The 25,180-nt window shown below is 48.3% G+C and carries 12 protein-coding genes; 6 read left to right on the top strand and 6 right to left on the bottom strand.

Features of this window, described 5'->3' with window-relative positions; genetic code table 11:
* Nucleotides 1-196: 196 nt before the first annotated feature.
* The 5 genes from AUR64_RS01220 to AUR64_RS01205 are packed head-to-tail and all read left to right on the top strand — an operon-like array spanning nt 197 to nt 10,208.
* The gene (locus AUR64_RS01220; protein WP_058580132.1) at nt 197-4,849 is read left to right on the top strand and encodes a DEAD/DEAH box helicase; all 4,653 of its coding nucleotides are present in this window, start codon (nt 197-199) and stop codon (nt 4,847-4,849) included.
* Complete coding sequence (locus AUR64_RS01215; RefSeq protein WP_058580131.1) at nt 4,846-5,760, top strand: hypothetical protein; 915 nt, start codon at nt 4,846-4,848, stop codon at nt 5,758-5,760. Before AUR64_RS01220 ends, AUR64_RS01215 begins: the two co-directional genes overlap by 4 nt.
* Nucleotides 5,757-6,587 (top strand): hypothetical protein, encoded by an 831-nt coding sequence (locus tag AUR64_RS19760; RefSeq protein ID WP_082230516.1) that lies wholly within the window; start codon nt 5,757-5,759, stop codon nt 6,585-6,587. The genes AUR64_RS01215 and AUR64_RS19760 overlap by 4 nt, the downstream gene beginning before the upstream one ends.
* A 2-nt stretch (nt 6,588-6,589) precedes the next feature.
* Entirely contained in the window at nt 6,590-9,535 is a 2,946-nt protein-coding gene (locus AUR64_RS01210; RefSeq protein ID WP_155120418.1) for an ATP-binding protein, read from the top strand.
* A complete protein-coding gene (locus AUR64_RS01205; RefSeq protein ID WP_058580130.1) occupies nt 9,522-10,208 on the top strand; it encodes a hypothetical protein in 687 nt (228 codons plus the stop codon). Before AUR64_RS01210 ends, AUR64_RS01205 begins: the two co-directional genes overlap by 14 nt.
* A gap of 22 nt (nt 10,209-10,230) precedes the next feature.
* On the opposite strand, the gene AUR64_RS19755 is transcribed toward AUR64_RS01205, so the two are convergent.
* The gene (locus AUR64_RS19755; protein ID WP_082230515.1) at nt 10,231-11,112 is read right to left on the bottom strand and encodes a transcription initiation factor IIB; all 882 of its coding nucleotides are present in this window, start codon (nt 11,110-11,112) and stop codon (nt 10,231-10,233) included.
* A 518-nt stretch (nt 11,113-11,630) separates the two neighbouring features.
* Between AUR64_RS19755 and AUR64_RS01200 the strand changes: the two genes are divergently transcribed.
* Nucleotides 11,631-12,617, top strand: a complete 987-nt coding sequence (locus tag AUR64_RS01200) for a hypothetical protein (RefSeq protein WP_058580129.1) — start codon at nt 11,631-11,633, stop codon at nt 12,615-12,617.
* Nucleotides 12,618-13,302: 685 nt separating this feature from the next.
* Here the strand turns inward: AUR64_RS01200 and AUR64_RS19750 are convergent.
* The 5 genes from AUR64_RS19750 to AUR64_RS20280 form a co-directional block, all read right to left on the bottom strand.
* Nucleotides 13,303-13,746 (bottom strand): phospholipase D-like domain-containing protein, encoded by a 444-nt coding sequence (locus AUR64_RS19750; protein WP_240479559.1) that lies wholly within the window; start codon nt 13,744-13,746, stop codon nt 13,303-13,305.
* Nucleotides 13,718-17,803: a DEAD/DEAH box helicase gene (locus AUR64_RS01190; protein WP_058580127.1), complete on the bottom strand. Its 4,086-nt coding sequence runs from the start codon at nt 17,801-17,803 to the stop codon at nt 13,718-13,720. Before AUR64_RS01190 ends, AUR64_RS19750 begins: the two co-directional genes overlap by 29 nt.
* A gap of 156 nt (nt 17,804-17,959) precedes the next feature.
* Nucleotides 17,960-20,722 carry a homing endonuclease associated repeat-containing protein gene (locus AUR64_RS19745; protein WP_082230513.1) on the bottom strand — a complete coding sequence of 921 codons (2,763 nt, stop codon included), beginning with the start codon at nt 20,720-20,722 and terminating at the stop codon, nt 17,960-17,962.
* Between the two features lie 3 nt (nt 20,723-20,725).
* Nucleotides 20,726-23,320, bottom strand: a complete 2,595-nt coding sequence (locus tag AUR64_RS19740) for a DEAD/DEAH box helicase (protein ID WP_082230512.1) — start codon at nt 23,318-23,320, stop codon at nt 20,726-20,728.
* Nucleotides 23,321-23,755: 435 nt separating this feature from the next.
* On the bottom strand, nt 23,756-25,084 hold the full coding sequence (locus AUR64_RS20280; RefSeq protein WP_155120416.1) for a homing endonuclease associated repeat-containing protein: 1,329 nt from the start codon (nt 25,082-25,084) through the stop codon (nt 23,756-23,758).
* Nucleotides 25,085-25,180: the final 96 nt, after the last annotated feature.

Raw genomic sequence — 25,180 nt, 5'->3', positions numbered from 1 at the left:
CCGAGGCGATGATATCGTGGAGTGTATTGAATTCTGGTCGTGACGGCTGTCGAGACAGTACGCTTGGTACATATTTCGACGTATAGACTTATAAACAAGACACAACATCAAATCAACAAGCCGAATGCACTCTCCACAAGCCACTCTCGACCGAGCGCTTGACAGAGCGTCCGAGATTACCTGGTGGAATCGTCAAATGACGAAACTGAATCAGGTAGAAGGAATTGAGAACGCCCGTGAGTTTGTCAACAACGAGCTTGTCGAACAGAAGGGCCCATACGTTGAATTTGTTGATGCTCCAAAGTTTCACGATCAATCTGCAATCGACTTTCTCGGAGATCTTGGTTACGACGAGAGGATAACGGACGCTATTGTCCAGGAACTCTTCGGAGGAAATGAGTCCGGCTCTCTCTATCAGCACCAAGCTGAAATGGTCGAGCAGATTGAGACGAATGACGACGATAATATTTTGGCTGTGCCGACAGCGACAGGGAAAACAGAGTCATTTTTCCTTCCAATTCTCAATCATTGTCTTTCGACAGATGAGGATGGACTCAAATCATTAATTCTCTACCCAATGAAAACGCTGGGCGTTGACCAGCTCAATCGATTCATCACATATCTAGATCAAATAAATAGAAATCTCGACCCAGAAGACCGGATTACGATTGGTATCTGGGATTCTGACACTCCGACACGTGTAGGCACGCGAGGGTATGAAATCGAGAAAGGGTCGTACGTTCGTGGCCTGCAATGTCCTCGAAATGGAGAGAAGCTTCGTGTACTCGGAGAATCGACTGTTGGAACTGACGATAACAAGTATTCGTGGATTCGAGTCACCCGCGACAGTATCCGTCGCGGGGTTGACATAATGCTCACGAATCCTGAAGCACTAGACTATATGTTCGTTAGTAATAACGACGAATCTCGGGGTGTTTTAGGAGATACACCCAGCGAACATCCCGTCAAACACATAGTATTTGACGAAGCTCACGTGTGGAGTGGAATTCAGGGTGCTGCTGTCCAATTGCTCTCGCGACGGCTCAAACACTTCTACAAAAACCGAAACCCACAGATTACAATGGTGTCAGCGACGGTTGAGAACCCTGGTCCGCTGGCAAAGTCACTCACTGGAACTAACACTGATAATATCAATGTCGTTGAGTTCACAGCTAGAGACTTCGACCTTCGTAGTGAAGCCTCATTCACGCGACTCACCCCGACTACACTCAGCGACCTCGTCCACTCAATAGCTCTCGCATACGTCTCTGCGGACAATTCTGAGGAGGTTATCGAGACGTATGCTCTACAGAACGCTATAAAAACGCTCGAGGAAGTTGGTTTCTTCTCTGACGGTCAGTCATTGACACTCGCACCCAATACCGAATGGGCGACGCAGCCAATCGAAAGAAGGCTTGACTCGCTATTACTCCACGATTTCAGTTCTGTAGAAGAAGTAGTGGCCTCAGAATCTGGTCGGTCGAAGCTCACAGAGTCAGTTATCGAACAGAGCGGAACGATGAGTGGATGGTACGAGTTCGTTCTCAATCACGTCCCAGAAGTGGCTCAATTCGCAGAATGGTTCAACACAGATACCGTTGGGGAAGTCGAGTTCCGAGAGTACGACCAGTTGTTAGAGCTAGCTAAGGATACAGGCGTTGAGGACGCTGAAGGAACGTTGGAGACAGTTATGGCGTTCGGTCGATTGGCAGGTGTTGTTACCGAAAAGTATCACGTCTTCTTGAAGCCGCCGACTAACGTATATTGGTGTCGAGACTGTGACCGAGTAATGCGTGACAGCTGGTGTTGTGGTAGTCACAACCCCGAAGTACAATTCTGCAGACGGTGCCACCATCCACACGTCGAAATTCTCGAATCAGAAGACGACTCGTTCATCCCGATTGGGGGAGAGACTTCGTCTAGTTCGGTCTGTCCGGGTTGTGATAAGCGGCCTCGGTTATCAGATATTGGAGTTCCGACGTCGTCACTCCTCTCATACATGCTCACTGAGATTTGTCGGAATTCACCCTCGAAGAAGACGCTTGTATTCTCAGACTCGCACAGCTCTGCAGAGAGCGTCGGTGACCGGATTATTAACACTGAGTATGGCCTCATGGCGGAGACACTCTACATTCAAGAGTTGATCAAAGCTGGTGGCTCCAAAGATAACTATGAGCTGTACAGAGCAGTTTCGGATACGCTTCGAGATGAATACTGGCAGCCCCTCATGCAGAATGAAATTGACGAAGATGGCTCTGCATACAACGTTCTTCGCACCCTGCTTGAGGACATTGGGGCACATGCAATGCTATCGAACTGTAGTCATCTAATCGATAGTGCTCTTGTTACTGCAGACGTCATTGCAGAAATCGAAGACCCCGCAGAACTCGTTGCAGCACACCGTCTCTATGAATTGTTCGCCCTCCGACAGCGCGACGAATTTAGCTCGAAGGGTGTGTCTTTTGATGGTCTCACTCGGGAGAAAATTATCGAGCGACTTGGAACTCGTCTCTCGCTGTCGTATGAGGAACTCGATGCATTTGTCGAGACGTATCTGCCACTATTTCTTGAGAAAGGAATCATCACCGAGATGCAGTGGGATGAGGTGCAGCAAAGCATCGAAAGTGCTCGCATTGGTGAGGAATCCAGGTCACAGGTCCGTCAGATGCTCGAGCAGGCTCGTGAAGACATCAGTCACATACCGGGATATGAATCTCCAGAAAGTGGGGTGTTCAAACGCGCTCCACGACAAGATGAATCGAATCTAACGCTTGTTCGACAGGCTGCGTTCTGTTCAGACTGCTACGAATCAGTTCCTGCTACAGAGAACGGACAAGCAATTTCGACTTGCCCGGACTGTGGTGGTTCTCTAAAAATCTACGAACGATTCACCCACAATGAAGAAGGTGAATTAGAAGTCGAGCCAGGTTACGCAGAAGTGACCGCCGGTTGGGACTGGTCAGTTGACCACTGGGCACACGATATCACAACACCAATTCGAGGGGGCAAATCACCCGAATTCATCACTGTTGGGATTCACAAAGGCAATATACCGCATACCCTTCGAGGAGCGATTGAGGAAGGGTTCCGCAAGGACGACCCTGATGTGAACATTGTCAGTGCAACACCAACTATGGAACTCGGTGTCGACATCGGGACACTCGATACGGTTGCCCAGGTGGGAATTCCACCGACGCTGACTAACTATGTCCAGCGAAGTGGTCGAACAGGACGTACACGTGGGAGCTCTTCTCTCGTAATGACCGTCGTTCGGGGTAACCACCCTGTTGATGGCCACTATTACTCTCATTTGGACTCGTATCTTGATGAATTCGAACCAGTCCGAGTTCCAGATCCAGAGGACTTCGGTGAGCTCCTTGCAGGACATGTCGTTACCGAAGTATTCGCCTATCTAGCTCGAAATCCACACGAGTCGAACGTGTTCAACCGGATGTATGAACTGCCCTCTCCAAAGAAGGAGAACCTCAAAAGCTATGTAAACGGTGTGCAGGAGCACCTCGACATTCTTCGGGAGTTCATACTAATGGAGATGCAGGATACAATTACTGACCACCTGAAGTCGGTGTTTGGACCACGTGGGTCGGAGGTGTTCGAAGAAGTGTTTATCGGCGATGGACCATTGTCTCTTGAGCACCGCACTGACCAGACGTTTAGCCAGCTAGCAACGATGTCCGGGGATGCCGAGACCAACAAGAGTCTGACAGAGACGAATAGTCGTCTAGACCAGTGGCTGGCTCGACTCGGATACCTCGCAAATTATCGTAACTTCGGACAGCAATTCCCAGTCCGATTCACGGGTCGACGCGAAGGCATCGAATTTGAGGCATCTGGCAGATTATACGACATGTATCCTGGGGAAGGGAACGATCTCGGTGCGATGGTGTCGTTGCACGGAACGAAATATCTCGTGAGCGATGTTCGAGGAACAGCAACGCCGTTGACTACAGTAGCAGTGTGTGACAACGAAGAGTGCGATCGTCCATTCGAGAGTTACGGAGAAGACGTTGAGTTGTGTCCATACTGCGACACAGAATTAGCAGTAACTGACGTCCATGGAATCAGTTCTGTAGAGTGTAAGACTGCAGTTGGTGGACAGCGTGGCTACCGCACGCACGGCCTCATGTCCACTCATGTGAAGAACACAGAGACCACCGCAACGAAGGAATCGTTCGAGACGGAATTATTCGGTGTCTCATGCGACGTAGAGTATGGCGAGCTTGAGGTAACTGACTTCGTCTACGCCTTCGAGAGAGGTCACTCACGTAGTCCTGACAAGAAAACACTGCACTCAGAGGCCCTTATTGAACAAGAATCAGATGATTCGATAAGTGCCAGTGGATCCTGGTTAGACCGTCTCAACGAAGCCGAAGAAGAAGTATATCGTCCAGTGGGACAACGATATCACACACAGGGACTATCTCTAAACTTCAGTGTCGATGAGCTACAGTCTCGGTTGGAGAAGGTTGATCACGATACGGTATCGTGGACCCAAGCGCTTGTGAGTCTCCAGCAGGCTCTTGAGAAAGCGATTGCTGTTGTGGCGGAGTGTGATCGCGCTGATTTCCGTGTGAAGACAGAGAAGACTGATGAGACGGTCTCCGTCTACATCGTAGATAGTCGGCAGGGAGGTAACGGCATCACTTGGCAGGTTCGTGAGAATCTCGAGCACCGTATCCCAAAGGAAGTCGTGAGTATTGCGAATTGTAGCCGGTGTGGGGATTACTGTGACGAGTGTCTGCTCTTGTCGCGTACGCCGGCTCACTATCTCGAAAATGACTTGCTCAATCATCGGACGCTCGAATCGATACTTGGTGTGGCCGGAAAATGACGAAGCTATTGGAAGCTATACAGCGCAAATTTGAGTGGGCGGACGTCGCTGTCATCGTCGATAACGTCGATGACGGGCGATGGAGGCTTCTGCGCGCACTTCCAGCACTCCACTACATGGGTGTGGATAATTTCACGTTCCCCACTTCCTGGCGTCGACTTCCGTTCGGGCCACAGTTCGATTACCTGGATTACCAGTATCACGTCCTGGGTGGCATCGAAGTCTTCGATGAAGATCTGTGTGTAATTACGAATGGATATTATGAATCACAAACCCAATACTCGGTTCGACAGCTCGTCCGCCGGTTTACGGCATCAGATGGGACGCTAATCGTGTTAACGGACGATATGAAGTTCACACCGGAAGGTGGACAACGACCACTCTACCAGGAGCACTTCGCTGAACGAGTAGGGACGTTTGAAAGCATCTATGACGCGTTCAAAGAAGAATATCAAAGTCAGAACTGGGAACTCCCACTCGTTGATACAAAAAATCTGTTCTTACAAGATAATGCAAATCTGTACGAACTAGTTGAAGATGAGCGTGTTGAAACAGCTGAAGCTCTCTTTGATGTGCTCGTTGAAGCACCGTATCTCCCGCTCTACAGAGTATTCGAGGATCTATTTGCGAGGAAAGACGAGTTCGGTACAGCACCATTAGATTCCGACGACGATGTGAATGAGCTTGGAAAATGGTTCCGTCGACGTATTGAATGGGACAGGAAAACCGCAAACGGAGTTGCTCGCACACTCAATCGTCGGGTCGTCAAGGATGGGAGTACATTCGACCCGTCCTATGCTACTCGTCATCCAAAAATACGTGAGGCGAACCTGGAAGCTAAAAACTTAAAGGAAAATGAGTATTCTATTGACAGCAGATACTATGCCTGGCTCACCGAGGTCTCACAATGAGTTCTGAAGGATACATACTCAACGTGGTGCAGACACCCGCACCGATGAGAACCTTGTACCAATCGATTGAGCGTGGGAATGCGACGAAAAAGGAACTGCAGGAAGATACCAATCTTCCAGAGAACCTATTGGAACAGGGACTAAGTGGCCTGCAATTACTTCGGATGGTCGGTCGAGAAGAGCATTCGTGGTATACGAGTGGTCTTGAGTGGGAGACCGGTGATTTCAATCGTGATTTTCGACTGACAGCGTTGCATAACCTTGCTGCAGAGTGTGATCCCGACGATTGGGGGAAACAAGCTGTGGCACTTCTCAACTACCAATATCTCCTCCAAAACGATGTTCAATCATTTACCTCGAATGATGAGGTCCTTTACCAGGAGATTGATGAATGGGAACGGGACAAGGATTTCCGACCCGAGTCATCACAGGGACCGATTAGCCACAATAGTGTGAAATTCGTAAATTGGACTCGACTGGTTGAATTCCTCGGATTAGTGCACAAAGCTAAAGGACGAGATCACACTGTGTATCCGGATCCTGAGCTGATTTATCATTCAATCAAACTCGCAGTTGAGGAACGGAATCAAGGAAGGAGTGAGTTATCGACAGTTGAGTACATCGATTGGTTACAGTCGAATCTACTGCCTGTCGAATTAACTAGTGATGGGGAGGTCCCCCCGATTCTTGCACGAATTCTCTATACGCTCGTACGTGAGGGAGAGATTCGGATCGTCGAATCTGGAGACGCAGGTGTAGTCCGATTAGGGCGAGTGCCAAGTCATGCAGGAATTGACAGACAACCAAACACGATTAGACTGCAATAGAAATGAGTCAGCAACAACTCAAGCCGGTGGGTGCAGACAAGAAGTGTCCACACTATGAGCGAACAGACGAAAAGACACTCAGACGGCTCTTCAGTAAAGTGGCTGCTGTTCGCTCTGAAGACAAGACGCTGTTTGACTTCACACACCGCCGAATTCGTGTGTTCCAATCTGGGAGGGACCAATCGGATAACACCTCAATCTACACGGAAGATGAGATATTTCGACAGTTTTCAGCTGACCGTGTCGGGAACTTCGCAGTTGTCATTGAGGGGGAGGTAGGAACCGGTAAATCTGAACTCTGTGCGTATCTCTCACATCGGTTGCGAGAGGCAAACCGGCCGATTCTGCACGTAGACAAAGATGATGACTTGATGTCAATCCTGTCCGAACGTATTCCTGAGTTCTACAAGGAGCAATTCGATGAGGAACTCTCAGGTGCTGAAGAGTTCAAACAGCTCCGCGATGACATCAAGCAGAGTCCGCAGACAGTAGCAAACAATGCTACGTCGGGGGCCATCCTCAATCTCCGTCAACGAGGATACAACGCATCGGCGAGCGAACAGGGACAAGAAGATGAAATCTGTGAATTCGTACGTGAAAAGCTCCAACTGCTAGTGGAGCGCGGAGAGTACGCCCAAGAAATAAAGTTCGTTACTGAAGGCAGCTACAAACAGAATGATTTCCTTCACGTATTTGAAAACTCGATTAGCGTCTCAGAAGCTGTCGGGGCAATTAATCAAGAGCTGTGGCGTGAGATCCGCAATCGATACGGGACTGCATCACTTGATGACGTCCTCGAGGATGTAGGTAGCAAATTCACCGATACTCGCCCGGTAATCGTTTTCGAGGACTTTTCGATTGCTGCGATGGAAGCAGAAAAGCTCCGCAACTACATGGAGCGCGATAAGGGCAGTGACAACTGGGACTTTATCGTCGCTGGAACCCGTGATTCGACGGATATACTTCACACCCGGACTGCTGAGGACCGCTTTGAGTTCTATCAAACGAATAAAGCGGACTCGAACAACGTCCTGTTTCTGGACGAGGGGTCTGCAGTCAATTTCGTCCGGCCATACCTTGGATACATCAAGTCACAGGATGGTAGTGTCCGATACGAGCGGGATGAAGAAGCAGATACGTTCCGGTTAATGGAACCAAAGGAGGGGTCTCTCTGTGCACAGTGTGGGTTCTGTGATGATTCCTTCAGAGACCTCTTCCCATTCAACGAGACGTTCTTACAGCGGATCTACAGTGGGCTCTCGACCAGTGAGCAGTCGCCTCGCGAGTTTATTATGAAGATATTCGAGGTCCTCCAAGATTACTACGACGGCATTGTGGAAGCGCCGTCGAGTTCTCGAGGACTTCGACTCTTGGACCACGACTTGGCAGCAAGTGACGAAGTCTATGAGCGAGCCGAACAATTCGCCGACCTGGCAAAGTGGTATGGAGAAAATAAGAACGGTAAGATTGCCGTCGATAGACGGTTCGGAGAAGCATTTGGACTTGTCGAACCTGCGGCTGACGATGACAACCTTCCAGGACCAATCACTGCATCCGAGACAGAAATATATATTCCCGCGTCTGGGTCACAGCCACAACCAACTATCGGTACTGGGTCGTCTTCAGATCAAACCACAGACCCAGACCCAGAGCCTGAACCAGAGCCTGAACCTCAAGTCTCTCGGGTACAGCGGATTATTGAGGACCACAACGGCCAGATTGACTCATGGCGGGAAGCCCCTTGGGAACGAAAAGAAACAGATCACTACATCAAGCTCGGTCTCAAAGATGCAATAGACCGACTGACAGACGGATTTAGTCTGTATGAAGGCACCAGCCTGGTGTATAATCTCAGCGGTCAGAAATATCCGTTCGTATACCCAGGCAGCGATGAGTCACCTGATACTGATCAAATTATCATTAACCCAGAGGAGTTCCGCCGTTCCGATCTGCGACGGCTTCTCGAGTTTGGTGTCTATCGTGACGAAGACCCCCGGAACGCAGACTACGATAAGCTCCTCGAACAGTGTGGTACGCAATTGACTGAATATGCGCTACGATGGCGGCAGACAATCGTCGACAACTACCTCGAAGGCAGCAGTATTCTCTACAAGCGACACGCACGCTACGATTTCACAGATTTCGCTCTTTCTACATATGCGTATTTGGTGATGCTCGACTCCCCCTGGGAGAAGGTAACGCCCGAGAAGATCAACGAAGAGTTTGGAGCAGATGGACAGCCTTCGCTTGATACTGAATTGGGTAACCGATTGCGCAAGCTGCTGGATCCTGACCAATACAGCCACGTGACGGAGCTATTCGAGAATGTTGAGTTTGTCGAGGAACTTCTCGGTGAACTCCTTGGAGTGAGCAGCAACAGCCTTGACGTCCCGGAGGTTCGCCAACGAATAGAGAGAGCATCACCGCACGATGTGTTCTCGATGCTCGGTCGAGGCCAAATACAGAATATCGAAACACGAGTTCGGTTTGAAAAATCCAGGTCGCGTACGAAGCTACGAAAGTTAGCGAACACGGCATATGACTTCCGGCGTTCACTCGATGACGTTGGCGAGCATCACTTCGATTCAGAAGCTATTGAGGTTGCAAAGGACAACTTCCAGGCACTGTCGATGACGAAGGTATCCGAGATTGTGGAGTCACTTTCCACATACGGAAAAGAAGTAAATCAGGATCTCCTTGAGTCACTTCGGAAGTTCGAAAATAGAAGCCAGACAGACGTGGACAAAGCAGCAGAAGGCGCGCAGCTCGCTAACCAACTCCATCAGGGGAGTGATTTTGCTCGCGTTCATGCAGCTGTTGCCAGTCAGAAAGTGACTGGCTGTGACGTTCTTAGTACATTTCGAGACATCACGATTGTAGAGCAGGGTTCAACGACCAGTATCGGAGCAAAATTCATCAGCGCAGGTGAGCACTATGTCGACGAGTAATTCAGAATCCGAATTCCAACAGCAACTCGAACGAGTATACCAGCAGCACCGCAACAAGAGTCTCGAAAGCGACCTCGACGAACTCGCTGAGAAGATGGAAGAGACAATGCTCCAGCGGGAGTTAGCAGAACAACTTCTCCGAACTGAGCTGGAGATAGATTCCGAAGCTAAACAAAACGTCCAGAAGGCCATCAATCTCGTTGAAAAAGACGAGTATGAGGCTCTAAGAGAACTACTGCCAGAGGTTCGGACGACAGTAGAGCGGCAAGCAACACAAACGGAAAACACGATTCACAGCCTGCGGCTGGACAAGCTCGATACCGTGCGTGCGATGGTTCGGCTCAATGAGCGTGTTGAGAGAGCAAGTGGCCCCCAGCTTCGTGCATTGGAGAAACTGCTTGATGATTGGAATTGGGGATCACATGTATACAGTGACGGACATGATAGTTTCGTTGAGCGGCGTGAGGCAGCCCGTCAGTTCGGTTCTGACATGAGCGCCTTCTTCGAGTCAACACAAGAGAAACTGTTCGAGCCATATGGTGGTCAGTTGAGGCCGCTTATCGAGCAATTGTTGGATGATGATCCGCTGATGCTGGCTAAGCTTGAGGAAGACGAGCTGGAAGCACTCGCAGAGTCTGATCTTGCAGAATATTTGGAGCTGTCGTTCGCCTAAGACTTGACCACCATCGGCTCAGTTATGATTCTGTGACGTCCTCGATACGCTGATATTGTTTCGAGAGGGTCGGGACGCTGATTGCTGCGGCCTTGCTGATTTCTGCTTGTGTGACTGCACTATTCGCCTCGCGAAGCGCGATGTAAAGAGCTCCAGCGGCAAGGCCGGGTGGACTCTGTCCATTTCCGATTCCAGCGTTCTCTGCAGCTGATAGCAGCTGTTCAGCTTTTCTCCGAATCGTTGTGTCGACTCCAACACGCGTTGCAATACGTGAGATGTATTGCCTTGCTTTCGGGGGTTGGACGCCAATCTCGAGTTCGTACACAAGGCGTCGATATATCTTGATTATCTCTCTCTTCTCAGAGTGGGATACTTCTGCGACCCAAGCAAAAGCGAGTGCTGACCGTTGTTCACGGCTGACGATGACGAAGCACGCGGAGACAACAGATTCGATTGCTCGACCTTTCAGAAGTCCTTTGTTAGAGATTTTTTCGAAGAGGAATGCAACTCGTTTCTGGTCAGTCTTTGGGACGTCTAGCGAACTCCCCATGCGTCGAATCTCGCTCTTAGCAACGCGATCCGTATTTCCCTGGTAGGCAGCACGCATATTCTGCTTTTTTAGCCGGCGGTATCGTCGAGAACGTGTTCCATCAAAAGTAGAGCCAGCGTCTCTCCAGAGTTTGCCTTGCGCTGGCCCGTGTCTCCGATCCTCCCACTCAATCCAGCTGGGCTGTGAATAGACGATTTTCGGGCCACCTATAATGAGACCACATTCGTCACAGACCGCTTCGACAGTGTGGTCTTTGACGAGAGTCGTGGAGTCACACTCAGGGCATGCTTCTGAATCGATTGTGGGTTGTCGGTGATGGTTCGATGCGAGTCGGATGGGGTTGCTGACGGACATTTTGGTGAGCGGTTTGGGGTGGCTGTAAGCTGTACGTGCGATAGTTTGCTTTGTTACTCACCGGGTGGGGGAACGCTCGCAAATGGTTGCGTGTTACCAGAATTGTTGGTGTACCTATTTCGGAGAAGTAGGATTTTGGCGTTGCTGGAGGGCACCAGTTTGCAATCTAAGGCCGTAGAACTGGCTGTAACTCTATAATCGGATGTGTCTGTGCGTGCTACAGCAGATGCTTGAGAGTGAGCTAGCGTTTCGCTGCACTGCCGCTGGAGTGAATTCAGGCGTTCTGTCTTTGTATTGGCGGTTCGCAACAGGGCCGATGGGCAGAGCCCGCGAATTCAGAGTATCTGTTATGAGTATTGCAATGATATGTATATAAATGTTTAGACGACACTCGTTTGCCACCTCAAAACGTAGATGAGGATCAGTGAATCCACAAGTCTCTGAATTATAGATACACGAACATATATACGCGTTCCATGATCAATCAACAGCAAGCAGATACCAAAGTCTCGATTTAGATGTCTACACTTACCGATTCAGAGCAAGAACTCGTCAGTGCGATACAGCATGCTGTCAGCGCTGCGATTGAGGACCTCGAGGATGTCAGTCCTGAATACGCAAACAAAACAAAACTACAGAAACTACTCTACTTAGCGATTGACAACTACAGTCTCCCTGTCACATATAGTTGGTACCTTGCAGGGTCTGTCGTTCCTGACGACCCGTTTACTCCAGATGATCTCACTGCAGCACCTTCAGACACAGTGAGCTCAAAATCACCTTCAATAGGACACTCAGCAGACGATGGTTCTGTACTCTCGCCATATACTACCGAAGAAGAGCTCATTTCATTTTTCAAAAAGGAAATTCCACGACTCTGGACACAGAAGACCAACCGATTCTTACAAAATTTCTACCAATATCATGCTCCCGAGCGGTATCGAGAACTCTATGTACAGTGTGTACACATTCGTGCACAGCTCAAACGTCTAACCGATGTTGTCGAAACTGCAACCAGGGGGATAGATATCGGCGATGACCTCGAGGAAATTGATCGCGCGTTAGGGCTCTCTATTTCTGATTTTCACTACTACCTTAGCGACCTACCAGAGCTCGAAGAGACATTCGACCCGGTGTTCGAAGGAACAGAGCTTATCGAAGATACGATGATGATGCTGACAAAGCGATCAACCTTTACACACCACCATCTTGGTTCAGTGAAAGCATTGAACGAATTCTTCTATTACTATGTCTGGAGATACCCCAGTCTCATAATCTCCGCAGAAACTGCAACAGGACCTGCAGCCGAGGAGATACGCACATCAAGACAAAGAGAAGCTGTAGGATTTGAAACGCGAATCGAAACAGAGCGTGAGCAACTAACAGAACAGCTTGACCAGTTCGATCTTAAACCGACCTTCGCAGACTTCCCCTCAATCGGCGAAACCGAAACTAATGAACAGCTGCTGAAAGCCACAAGGCTATATCTCGAAAAGAATGACTGAGGATTCTGTTTACGCAGAGGATGTATTCGCAGACACTTGCATCCTCCTCAACTATCTTCTCCAGGAGTGGGAACGTGATCACACCGTTGAACTACTTGAATCAGAGTCAGTCGAAATCGTCGTTAGCGAGACTGTGCAGACAGAACTCAAGACCGCTATCGAACGAAGAGCGGAGTTGTACAAAGACCTCCTTCGCTATCTTCGACAGGGAGGAGCACCCGAGGAGTATGAAGACTGGGAAAGTCGCATTTTCATTCAAGGAAATGATGCACGACACCTTCGAGGGATTTTGATGAGTCTGTCTCAAGAAGAGGGCCAACAGTTAGCGCAACGCAAGCTGCGTCGGTTTGTACGCCGACTGGATGCAAAAGTAGAATACATATTCTCAGACCTAGTCTCACCAGAGATCCGACCGGAGAATCCCAGTATCGAACTGAGCTTTGCTCTGAGTACGGTTGTAGACAATACTGACGATTGCCGTGTTATCGGGGACGTCGCGCTCTGGACACAAGATGAGGGGAGTGGTGTGTTCACGACCCTGGATACTAGTGATATTGTGAATACTGAAGATCAGATCAATGAGGTACTCACTGAACAATGTGGCAGCAGCAGTACTCTACAAATTGTAGTTCCAAGCCAACTGCAAATCGAATCAGTGTCCCAAAGCGGGGATGGTTAGAATACACTAAGTTCGAAGTCCCAGCTCTTTGTCTAAATACTCGGTAACGTCACTGTATTCATTTTCAATTAACTCACAAAGTTCAACATTGAGCTGAAGTCCATTTCTTGTTATATTGGCAGAACCAACATAGACGAATTCATCAGTCACAATTGCCTTTGCGTGGAGATTCTCTACTTCAGTAATCTCTGCAATCCCCGAGAGTTGATTACAGATATATTCATTGTGCTTCTCTCCGGCTCGAATATAAACCCGGCATTCGAGATTAGTCCGCAGAGCTAGAGCTTCTGAGAGCGTCATACGCCGTTTCGTGAGAGCATCATTTACTGGGAACCGTAGCTCCACATTACTCAGCCAAGGCGAACAGATGGCGATTTCGTCGGCATGCAGCAGCGTATAGCCGATGAAGTATCCTAAGCTTTTAGAAGCTAATGAAAATGCTCGTGTCATTGAATTCTCCAGCAGGGATTGCTTCTCGGTCAAACATCTCTTTGCTTGCGTCTGAGCTTGGAACACGGTCGATTAGAAATTCTCGAAGTTCTTCGACAATAATATAGCTGAGTGCATCGCTTTGATCGTGACCGGATATACATTCTGACAGCTGGAGATTCTCGACACAGCCATCGATATCTGGAGAATAGAATAGCGTCTTCACTCGGTCATAGTCGCTAATACCGAATTCTAACTCGGCTACAGCATCCCTCGGGAAGGAGTTGCATCCTTTGATTTGTTCACTAGCGACACAATGCTTGATATTGTAGGCTTGAAGCAACTCGATGTTTTCGTTTTTCGCAAGCTGCTCTGCCCGGTCGTGCGTCGAGATTATCTCTTGGACTACTTGTTGTCGGATACCTTGGTAGGGTAGATCGAGATAATTCTTAAGTAAACTATCTATACTCTCTTCAGACGCTGATGTCGTGGACAAGTCCATTATGAAGTCAGAATCCGACCAAATTGACTCATTCATCACCTGGGGATTGTATCCAATTCGAGTAATCGCTTCAAGTATCCGTGCAGGATCATTCTCAATTTCGTCATAAACCAAATCTACGACTCCTTGACCACCTTCGGTGCGCTCGAAGACGAAGACTTCCTCTTTGGATTCATCCATGCCGTAAAAGAGCATGGTCGTATTGACACTACTAACATCAGAAATCAACTGGAGGAAGAAGTGCGCTGCGGTGTGATAGACAACGTACTCAAATGAAACGTCGTCGAAATTTTTGTGTCGTGCAACACGACTGTGAACCTCTTCGTCAAGAGAGGAGATAAAGTCACCAAGTCCGAATATCAAGCTCCGTGTATCAAGGACGAAGCCAAGCGGTGGTGAGGGGCTCGTGATTTCTCGCTCAATACGGTCACGTCCGTCGAAACCATATCCTGAATCGGAGCCGAAGTAAGATGCCGGTGTGATCTGTAGAGAGACACCCTCAAGTGAAACACGTCCGGTGACATCGGCAAGTTGTAGGTGGCCAGTCTGATCTTCGGTCTGCCGGTCCTGAAGTGTAGTGCGTACCTCGGGGTCAGCATGGATTTTTCCTTCTTCAATCTCGTTGTGGCGTAGACATCGACCGTCAGTAAGTGAAAGACACTCTGGACAATATTGAACGATATTGAGTGCACGTTCGCCACTAAGGTCGGTTACCATCTCTGTGGTGATTGAGTCTGGGATCAAAACACCATCTCGCTCTTCGCCAGGGATATCGTCAAAGTCGAATTGGATACTTCCTTTGACGACGTCTGTTTTTGGTAGGAACATTTTGAGTTGGTCACCAGTCGCTTGGTACTCACTCCGGTACGGGACGAGTGATGTGACCAGACTGTCAATAGATTCTTCTTGTCCACCGATTTGCTGTCCATTCTCGAAAACAGTGACGTATTTGCCACTATCCTCGAAGTACGAGGGCGGGACGTACCAGACCTCATCACCAAGACGCTTTCCTTCAATCCGCAAGAAGCGATCCAAGTAGTACGCCGAGCGGAGTAGTGATTTGACAAAGTAGAGGCTATAGTGAGCAACGTCGTTCTTTACGTAATTTGAGAGTTGCTCCAGCGATTGCTCCAGATAATACACTTGTTTTTGAGTCTCAAAATACTCCTGTATCCTGCTGTCTTCAGCCAGACTTTCGAGTTGTGTAACCGCCTGTTGGACATCGTTGAGCTTCTCCATTCCAAGCGGTGAGACAGTGTCTGAACTCTGCTGGTTAGCAGCGTTGCGGAGCATCATGAGTTTGCTAACATGACCATACAGTTCTGCCAATAGAGACGAATACGACATCACTCGCTCAGAAACCGGCCCCACAGATGTGGAAGTCGCCCCAGTCCGTAGATTTGAGAGCTCTTCTCGAATCTCATCAGCCGTGTCTGCTTTGGGGTCATTAGCAGAGCGGAGTTCGGCTTCGTACTCGTCAAGTCTGTCCTCGTAGGTCTGTATAAGCTGTAGTGTCCGCTCTCTTACCACATCGATGAACGAATCAACAGCGTTGTCGGTACGAACAACTTGCCCATCTTCTAAGTCGAAGAACTCCTCAATATCTTCAAAATCCTCAGCAAGTCGATCCAAATGTACTCTCAGATCCGCTTTTGCCTCTTTAATAATAGCCTCCGATAGGAGCGGCTCCGAAGTGGTATCAGTACTGAGATGCTCGCTGAAGAAGACGTCTGGTTCAGTTATCAGTTTATACAAGGTCTGATATTCGAGTTCATCGACGAGATACTGCTCAAGGAATGCAAGCTCCTCTTCTCTACGCTCAAGGTAGTCGTGCCGGTTGTCATGTACCTCAGAAGAGACTCGATGGAACGACCGGAACTGGTTGTGAATCCACTCAACCACTTCATTATCCGTCTTGAGTGGAGTCCGGATTTCAGAACCAAGGAAACGGTCTGCGCGGTAGAACATGTTAGCATCGCTTGTCAGATTGGAGAGGAAGACCAAGATGTGAGAGTCCATCCCTTCTTTTCGCGCGGCACGGCCCGCCCTCTGGATGAATGACGAGAGATCCCACGGCGTACGATATTGGGAGACGATATTGATTTCACCAACGTCGATACCGACTTCGAGAAACGACGTCGAAAGAAGAACATCACTATCCGCTGCAGAGTCAGCATCAAATCCTTCATCGGAATACACACGAAGGAAATCGAGTGGTTCCTCGATGAATGTGTGATCCATTTCGGAAGCAACATTTCGCCAATCGGCTGCTGGATCAATTTCATCTCCAGTGTGGTATTTCCAGAGTTCAGTGGTCGAATCAGCGTCTACTAGCTGTGAGTGCTTCTGATTGACCTGAGAGATACTATCGATAAATGAGAGCAACTTCGACCGGCCGCTATCGTCGTTCTCTAACAACGAGTGTCCGAGAAGCATTAGCTGCTGAATCGCCATCGAAGAAGCACCGGGTCCATCTTCTGGCGCGAGCAGGAAATGATAGTGCTCCTTATCAGTGTGCGTTTGGTCAAAATCCGAAGGTGGTGGCGATTGGATGCGGAGATTGCGGCCAGAGACGCCAAATATTTTCTCACCAAACCGACGCATATCGTCAATTGTTGCACTCGAACCAATCCAGAGGAGGTTCTGCTCAGTTACGTGGTTTATATTCTGGATGATGTTTGCTGTGTGTGCACCGCGGAGACCCGTATACAGATGAACCTCGTCGAGGACGATGGTGTCAATATTATCAACGAGGTCATAATTGGGTTTCAGACCGAACAATTCGAGCGACTCGAGCGTCGTGAGAATGATATCTGGCTGCTCGCCGTTTATCATGTCTCTCCGACTCAAGACAAGCTCTTCATCTGTAAAGCAGTGGCTCGGTTCGTTTTCACACTTTAAAACGTACGACTGAGAGTTTCCGTGATACTCAAATGCATTACTTTCTCCATCTCCACCACACCAGCAGTTTGACAACTTAAATCGGGGACGACTTCCAGAGCGCTTGAAGAATCGCTTGTTGGTCTCGACGTCCTCCATCTTGTAAGGCATTTTACCGACATAGACACCGACAGAAAGCCTCTCTCCGGTCGTCTCTCGGATATCATGGAGATGTTCAAGAACTCGTCCAAGCTGGTCTTGGAGGAGTGCTCGACTAGGGTAGACAATTGCACTTGATGTTTGTCGCTGTTCTAAAAGGAGCTGGTAGAGTGGCCCGAGAAACGCTTCGGTTTTTCCAAACCCGGTCGGAGCAGAGAGAATTGCGGCTCTGGTGTCGCTATTGTTGTTTTGTTCACCGGCAAGGTTGTCAATTGTCTGCCAACTATTTACCTGGAAGTCTAACGGTGGAAAGTCAAAAATCTCAATGATCTTTTTGACGAACTCATCGTCGCCAGTATACTCGCTTGTATTCCGCCGCTTTTGACGTTGTTGTGTATATTTGAGTGCAGAGGTAACGTATGAGGGGCTCTCGTGGTCTGGCCCCAAAATCTGCTGATTCAATAGCATCCCGGTGATGAGCGGGCGGACTTCCGGGTCGATTCGGTCGAAATTCGTATTTCGATCTACAAATTGCATGATGACTTGATGCCCGCACAAGATATAACAAGAGCAGGCAGAGATTGATGAAGAATCATAATCGTAGGGATATGAAACTTCTTACTGAAGCCAAATATTCACAAACTCACATGAGCTATCGGTGCGATATCAGGCTGGATAGTGACAATTTTTTTATTAGATCGAAACACCGGCTGCCGCAAGCGCCTGCTCCCAAGATCCAAATTCGGACTCCAAATCACCCTGTGTAAATTCGGCCACATCTATGTCTGCTGGTGTTGGAACTCGTTCAAGTCCTTCACTAAGTTCTATAAGACCCATCACCAGATCGAATCTGCTTAATTGCGTATCGCTACCACGCTCTCTTGACGAGTCCTGATTGGTAACGCCGGCGAACTGGAGTGCAGTTTCCCAATCTCCAAACCGAGTTGCAGCAGTCGTGGTACTCATTCTGCCCTTCGCGTTCATTTCCGTGAGTGAGGGTACGTGTCCAAGGTCGTCTGTAAGTTCAACAATTGCATCAAGAATATTGACACGAGAGTATGTTCGTCGAAGACGCGCTTGTTTATCGACTTGGCCTACGTTTGCTGTCTTCAGTGCGCCATTCCACGAACCAAATGATCTCTTGAACGTACTAAGTTCGTAGTCACCGTACACGTTGATAAATTCTGCACGAGGTGGTTCTCCAAACGTAGTTGTTAGCTCCTGGATATAATCGAGGAGGTCACGCTTGCTAACTTCATCAGAGATTCCGGAGCTCCGCCCTTCACTTTTGAGCTGCGTTTCGACACGGCTGAGCTTCTGTGTTACAGTATGAAGCCGTTCTTTGAGCTCATCTGTTTGAACTTCGTCGTCGTCAAGAAGCGATTCGACCGAATCAAGAAGGTCAGCAACACGCTGGTATGCTTCGTAGGCTGCTACCAAGTCATCTACCTCCCTATGCTGTTGGATTTGATTCAGTAGCTCAGTCGCTCGGTCAAGATGTCCGGCTGCTTCGGATTGATAAGATTGGATTTCTTGGTCAAGTGATTCCTGGACCTCGAAAAGGCAATTTTCAATCTGTGATTCTCGTTGTTTGACTTCCCAAACATCAGATAAATCGAAGCTCTCAATCGCGCCTCTGCAAATTCCGAGTGCGGATCGGAACTCATCGATGGCACTTTCAAAAGATCCATCAGCATATTCGGAATTCGCAGATTCGACGAGTGCCTCAACCTCCTCCATTAGCTGCCAAAGTTCAGCTCGTTCCTTCCGCTCGTCAATCCGGGAGTGTCGGGAACTGAGTTCCTCAGGTGATTCTTGTAATTCGGTCTTATTTGGCTCTGAGATATCAGCGGTGAGGCTCGTAGCGGATTCAATAGTGGAGGTACCCTGTTCGTAGAGTTTGGCTGCAAGCTCATAGTCGCCACGCTCAAAGGCATCATCACCAGATTTGACATGCTCACGAGAGCTTTCGAGCTTTGATGACACAGCTTCGTTCACCTCATCTCTACTCTGTTGTACCTGCTCTGTCTCAATCGTATTTCGTAACGATCTGATGGTGTTTGTCTGATCTTCCGAAAGGAAGCGAGTTGAGTTAAGCAGGTCTGTGAGCAACGACTCTGCAGTTTCGAGAGTCTCGATCGACTCGGAATACTGCTGCTGTTGGCTCAGACATCTTGCAGTTGTAATTTTTGTGCGTGCAGTATCGATTATCGAGTCGGCTCTCTCGAGTATGTCCTGTTGCTTCTCACACCTTGCTTTCTGTCCAGATATTTCATTCGATAAACCATCTAGCGGTGTTGTGAGTGCATCTTTTGCATTCTTATAGATTATTTCAAGCGTACCAGCTGGAATGTCCTCGATGTCAAGTAGGGTTGCTTGAGGCGTGGTTATTAACTCTTCCAGTGAGCTGACTCCTGCCTTCTTCAATTTAGTTTCTCGTTTAGAGCCTATTCCTGGGACATCGATGAGTGAGGGTGACGAAAAGGATAGAGTGGAGTAGGTCTGAAGCACTCTTGCTGGGTGTTCGTTTGTGATACTGTTTGCCTCGGTGACTGCATCCCGTGCGGCATTTAGTTTGACTCCAGCAGCGTTGAGTTGACCATCAGACAGTTTGGATTTTCCCTCAGTAAGTAAATCGTTTGTCTGCTCAATCTCATTGATAAAGGCTGTTTGGACCCTTCGAGAGGTTTTGAGATCATTTTGAATTCTCTCGATGTCATTTCCTATCTCCTGACTGGCAGTGTCAACCTCGGGGACATCTGAACTTGTTTGTTCGAGTTGGCGGGTGATTTCTGAGTGAAGACGTATTGCTTCTTGGAGTGCTGGATGAGCGCTAAGGGGATTATTTTTTGTCGAGAGCTCTGCTTTGGGTATTTCATCTTGAAGAGCCTCAAACCGTACTTGGAGATCCTCTAGCTCTTTTGAATCGTTTTCAAAGAGCCCGCTGGCCTCGTTGTGAATCAGTACAGCTAGTGGAGCAGCGATTCCGGGAACACTTGCGATTTCATCACGAGATATTGAGCGAAGATCATCTATTTTTTGATATCCAGAACTGTTGAGTGATTCTTCTGTTGTTAGGTTCACCGTTTCAAGAACACCCAAATCTGCAGAGTCTTCAAGGTTTGTAGAAGTAGCTTCTTGTGGATTTTCTCCCTCGTTTATCTCTGAGTCAAGTTCTTCTTCCGTGTTCTCTGAGTTACTTGACGTGTATTGATATTCCGTGGAAGTTGACTTAGGTACAGTACGCTCAACCGTGACAGTACGCTCGAGTTCTCGGGTTGATGTCGATGAGCTTTCTGTGGTATTCCCTGAGTGGACAGAAATAGCGGCAGCCCCCAATAGTCCAAAAACCATACCAAAGCCACCTATCGTGATTGGAAGTAACTCTATAGCAGTTCCAACCACTGCAAAAGCTGCTAGTACCAGACAGCTGTATTTGATGAGTTGTTGTTTCATAATTCACTTAGTCGATTGATATCGGTTGAGTGGCTCAGCAATGACCTCAGGAAGATGGTCGACCGAGAAGCTAATTTCGGACGATTCATAGAGATACTCAATGATTGCGGCCTGTACAAATCCTCCAATACGACCGGAGTTTCGAGAGCCAGCAGCATTGGCAGCTAAGACGGATAGTGCAGGGTTTAGAGAAGCAGTATGTCCATGCTCGTTCAAACGATCGCGATATTCCACGGTAGTAGAGTCGCTCTGAAGCGAGTGTCTTACCGCTTGTGATATCACTGTACCAACTGGTTTGTCAGTTATAACGTGTGATAGTAGCTGAGCCACCCACTTGTCTATTTGAATTGTACTTGGCCGGTTATATCCTGAGATGAGAGACTCTTCGTCACTAGAGGAGTTATTCGGTCCATCCGAACGAGAATTTGTTTCTCGTTCAATCTTCAACAGAACGGATTCGTCCGTGACTGCGTCGATTTTCTCGAGTAGCTCTTCGAGTCTGTCTTTCGTCGCTGAGTCCGCCGAGAACTCGTATTTGTCTGGTCGTCGAGTTTGAATGCCGTTTGCTCCGGCTTGCTCTAACTTCGCTAGCGCAGCCCTCACAGCCGATTGGTCACCCCCTGCATGGAAAATTGGCTGTGCATCGAATTGATTCCCCCACGCGAGAAGTTGACTTGACATTTCCAGCAAATCAATCCCGTCTTCTATAGGGAGCATTGCTTCGGACTCAGTGGGGAGGCTCACAATATGGTGGAACTGAGCTCGCTTGTCTCCAGTTGGATTACGTAGAATCCGTCCGAAACGTTGGATCAGAGACCGGCTGAGTCGTCCACGACCACGATTGATACCAACATCCGCGGTTTTGATATCCACTCCCTCACCAAGCGTATTCCCGGTTCCAATCAGAGCGCCGTGCTCACAATGGTCGTCAAATGACTCTACTATTGAAAGAGCGTCGTCAGAGTCATCTGAAGAAACTGAGTAGACCAATTCATCATGCTCATCACTTAGCTCCCGTTTGAGAGTGGATTCAATCGTCGAAACCTCGTCACCGCTTTCCAGAAGTACTACACACTTGTTCTCGTAGATGTGCTCCAGTACTAAGTCAGAAATTGCAGTGAGCGTCGGTGAAAGACTATACCGAGTCAGTTGTCTCGATTTGACCGAAGAGGTAAACTCACGAAAGTCATAGTCATACTCTTTCAGCGATTTGCCCGCGTTAGACTGTACAACTGAACGCGCTTCACTCATGGTCTCAAATTCAAAATCGACTTTTTCGTAGCCGTCGACTTTGTTCAGATTCACTTCAGATGGGCCATCATGATATGATTCGTATCCATTCCGATATCTTTCTGTCACTTCAGTTAAGGCTGAGTGGCTTTCGTAAGGTGCGTAGCAAATATCCCAGCTACAGTGCGGTATGATTCCCAGCTCTTGACCGTCCTGAAGACTGAATTCGAATATTTTCGGCAATTCTCTCCGTTCGAGTGTACGCTCGTTATCTCCCTCAACCGATCCAGATAGCGCTAGCAAATGCCCATCGGTTTCGTCAAGAATACTACCGAACCCAGAACTCCCGAGATAATGATGCATCTCGTCGAGAATAACTAAGTCCGCATTTGGAACACCTCGTTCCAGAGCCCGTTTGGGAGTCCAAAAGTGGATGTCACCCCATTCGAATGAAACCGTGTGAGCGCCGTCACGAGTCGAACTTTGCTCAGGAATATTGAGGTGGTGGTCAAACTCTCGTTTCCATTGGTCGAGAATGATGTCACGATGAGCGATGACGAGTACTGTAGAGCGCCCCCTTTGGGTCGGACGATGCGATTTTGAAGCGACATCAGAATCCTGTGGATGGACACGTCCAAAATGATGTGCAATCGCTGCTAACCCAAGTACAGTTTTGCCAGTGGCAGTTGCCATGTCCACATATCCTCTACAATCGTGTTCAAGCCATGAAGAGAGGGCTTCACGCTGATGTGGCCACAGCGTAGTAACCATTCTCGGTTCTTCGAGTCGTTGTAGCAGTCCACCCGGTTCTGCCCGACTCTCTCTTGCAAGTTCAATTAGGCTATCAACATAGCCCTGACTGCGAGGCCTGCAAAAGACTTCGTACACGAGGTCTACAACGTCAGCATTCTCTGGAAGCCGTATCGTTTCTATTTGATCGCCGCTGAGTAAACCCTCTTCAACAGATGCAAGCAAAGACTTATTCAGAACTGCTTCGATCGCTCGGCTTGTGTTTTTGAAGTTGGTGTGCTTTGATTCGTGGATTTCGCGCTTGAGTTTCGTAAAGGCCCATGCAACAGCCCCGAGATCAACATCGCGTACATTACCGAGCGGAAGAGATGTTGAATTCGAATTGATGTCGCCGGAAGCTGCAAGTCCGGAGCGATAATACTTGGCTGTCTCAGAGGCAAAATCTCCACTTGTGAGTTCGGTGTCTCCAATTTTGATCCCACGCTGAAGCAACTCTGCGGAGTCATCGATATATGCGGGCCATTGGACTTCTGGGATTTCGTCTAGCCAATCATCACGAAACCGCGTTCCTGGAAGGGTATTATCTGTAGCGATGTCGCCCAGATTGCCTGGTCTCATTGGATAGCACTTCTGTTGAGAGCAATCATGTATTCGGTAGCATGGTTAACGTTGACAGTCAGTCGTTATAAGGAGTGAAAGTCAGACATATATAATGTCTTCTATCTGAATATGTTGTCTGTGAGTCATCATTGGATCTTCACCAAACAGACTTGCAGCTACCAAGCGGGGACGTGTGGCTCGGTAACGTAGAGTACTGAAACAAAGGGTTGGTCGAGTCCAAGAGCTTGATTCAAGATATAAATACTAAGGCTGAACTCAGAGTGTGGTATGAGTCGAAAATCCATTGTCCGAGACAAAAGCGGTGAGCGTGATCTAGCTGATTCTCGTCAAAGCAGTAAACGCGATCGTGAGATGCGAAAAAAATTGCTTCGTGGCAGTCTCTAATCCAACTTAGGAAAATTACCGGCGGCTGCTTCTGATCATAAATCTGTACTATTTGATGTTGGCTGCCTGGATTGCTGCCTGCCACGATCCGAATTCATCAGTATAGTTTTTTGGAGTGTATTCAGAGTCACTCAAATCATCAACTACTAACACTCGTTCGACTTCCTCATCCAACGTCATCAATTCCATTATCAGTTCAAACCGTCCTGGTTTTGTCGCTGTTTCTTTTACTTCTCTGACACCCTGTCGCTTCTTCGATTCTTTGTTAGATCCACTCTGGTCTACCACTGTGTCAGTCTGTGATTCACGATCTACAACGTCTGAGCCCTGTGTCGAGGTTTGGTCTGACGAATTTTCACTCGACACCTGAGACTCCCTGATAGCTCTGTCCCAAGAGCCAAATCTAAACACAGCTTTCGTAGAAGAGAATGCACCCAATTCGTTCATTTCAGTAGATGAAGGTGGATGTCCCAATTCCTCGGTGACATCTTGAATTGCCTGTAAGATTTCCCCATCTGAGTACTTGTTATCATCCTTCGTCCTGACTCCCGAATCCGAATGCTCGCGGTCGGCTTCAACCGCAGTATTGTCCTTAAGAACTGATTGACGTTTGCCTGGATGTCGACCTGCGGCTTCTATGGCGTTTGCCCATGACCCAAACCGGAGGGAGCCTATTCCACCGGAAACGTCACCGTGCTTGTTCATTTCTGTTGTCGTAGGAGGATGAGACAATTCGTCAGCTAAGCTTGAAATGGCGTAAAGGATTTCAGAATTAGTATACTTCCGCTTACTCCAATCTGGGATTTCTGATGGATCCAGCCCCGATTCTTGTAGAGCATGGCTCCAGGAGTCAAATGTAGTCTCAAAGGCAATCGATGCATAGGTTCCATGTGATTTCACTAACTCCTCGGTTGGCGGCTCTCGTATAAAATTTTCAAACCAAAGAATCTCTTCAATCAATTTTCTTTGGCTAACCTCTTCTGGTCGAGTATCTTCCTGGAGGTCTAGATCCGCATTCTCTCTGATTGTCTTTCCATTAGCTGTGAAACTCTTGCTCTCTTTCCCTGTTTCGACTTTAGATTCTTCAAATGATGAACTGACGTTTGCTGAGCTAAACTTGCGAGCTGTTTCTACTTTTTCGGTGGCGGGCTTTCCAGCGCTTCCCGAGCCTGGATCAGACTCTAGTGCATTCTCTGAAAGAAGACCTGCTTCGACATATGCGTCAGTAAGCGACCCAAATGCTGCCCGATAGTCCTGATGAGAGTATTGACAACAGTCGTTAATTTCGACTGCTGTGGGCAGACGTTCGAGTTCCTGTGTTAGAACAACCAACTCGATGATCAAGTCTCGGTCTCGAAGATCAATATCTGAACTCATGTTGGGATTTCCGGCGCGAGAGGCTGTTACTCACCAGCTGAACGTTCCTTCTCGAATTTCCAATTGAAGTCGTGTTCAGACATGAGTTTTTCAGCT

This window comes from Haloprofundus marisrubri, from assembly GCF_001469955.1.
Lineage (GTDB): Archaea > Halobacteriota > Halobacteria > Halobacteriales > Haloferacaceae > Haloprofundus > Haloprofundus marisrubri.
This window is presented reverse-complemented; position numbering and strand designations above follow the sequence as displayed.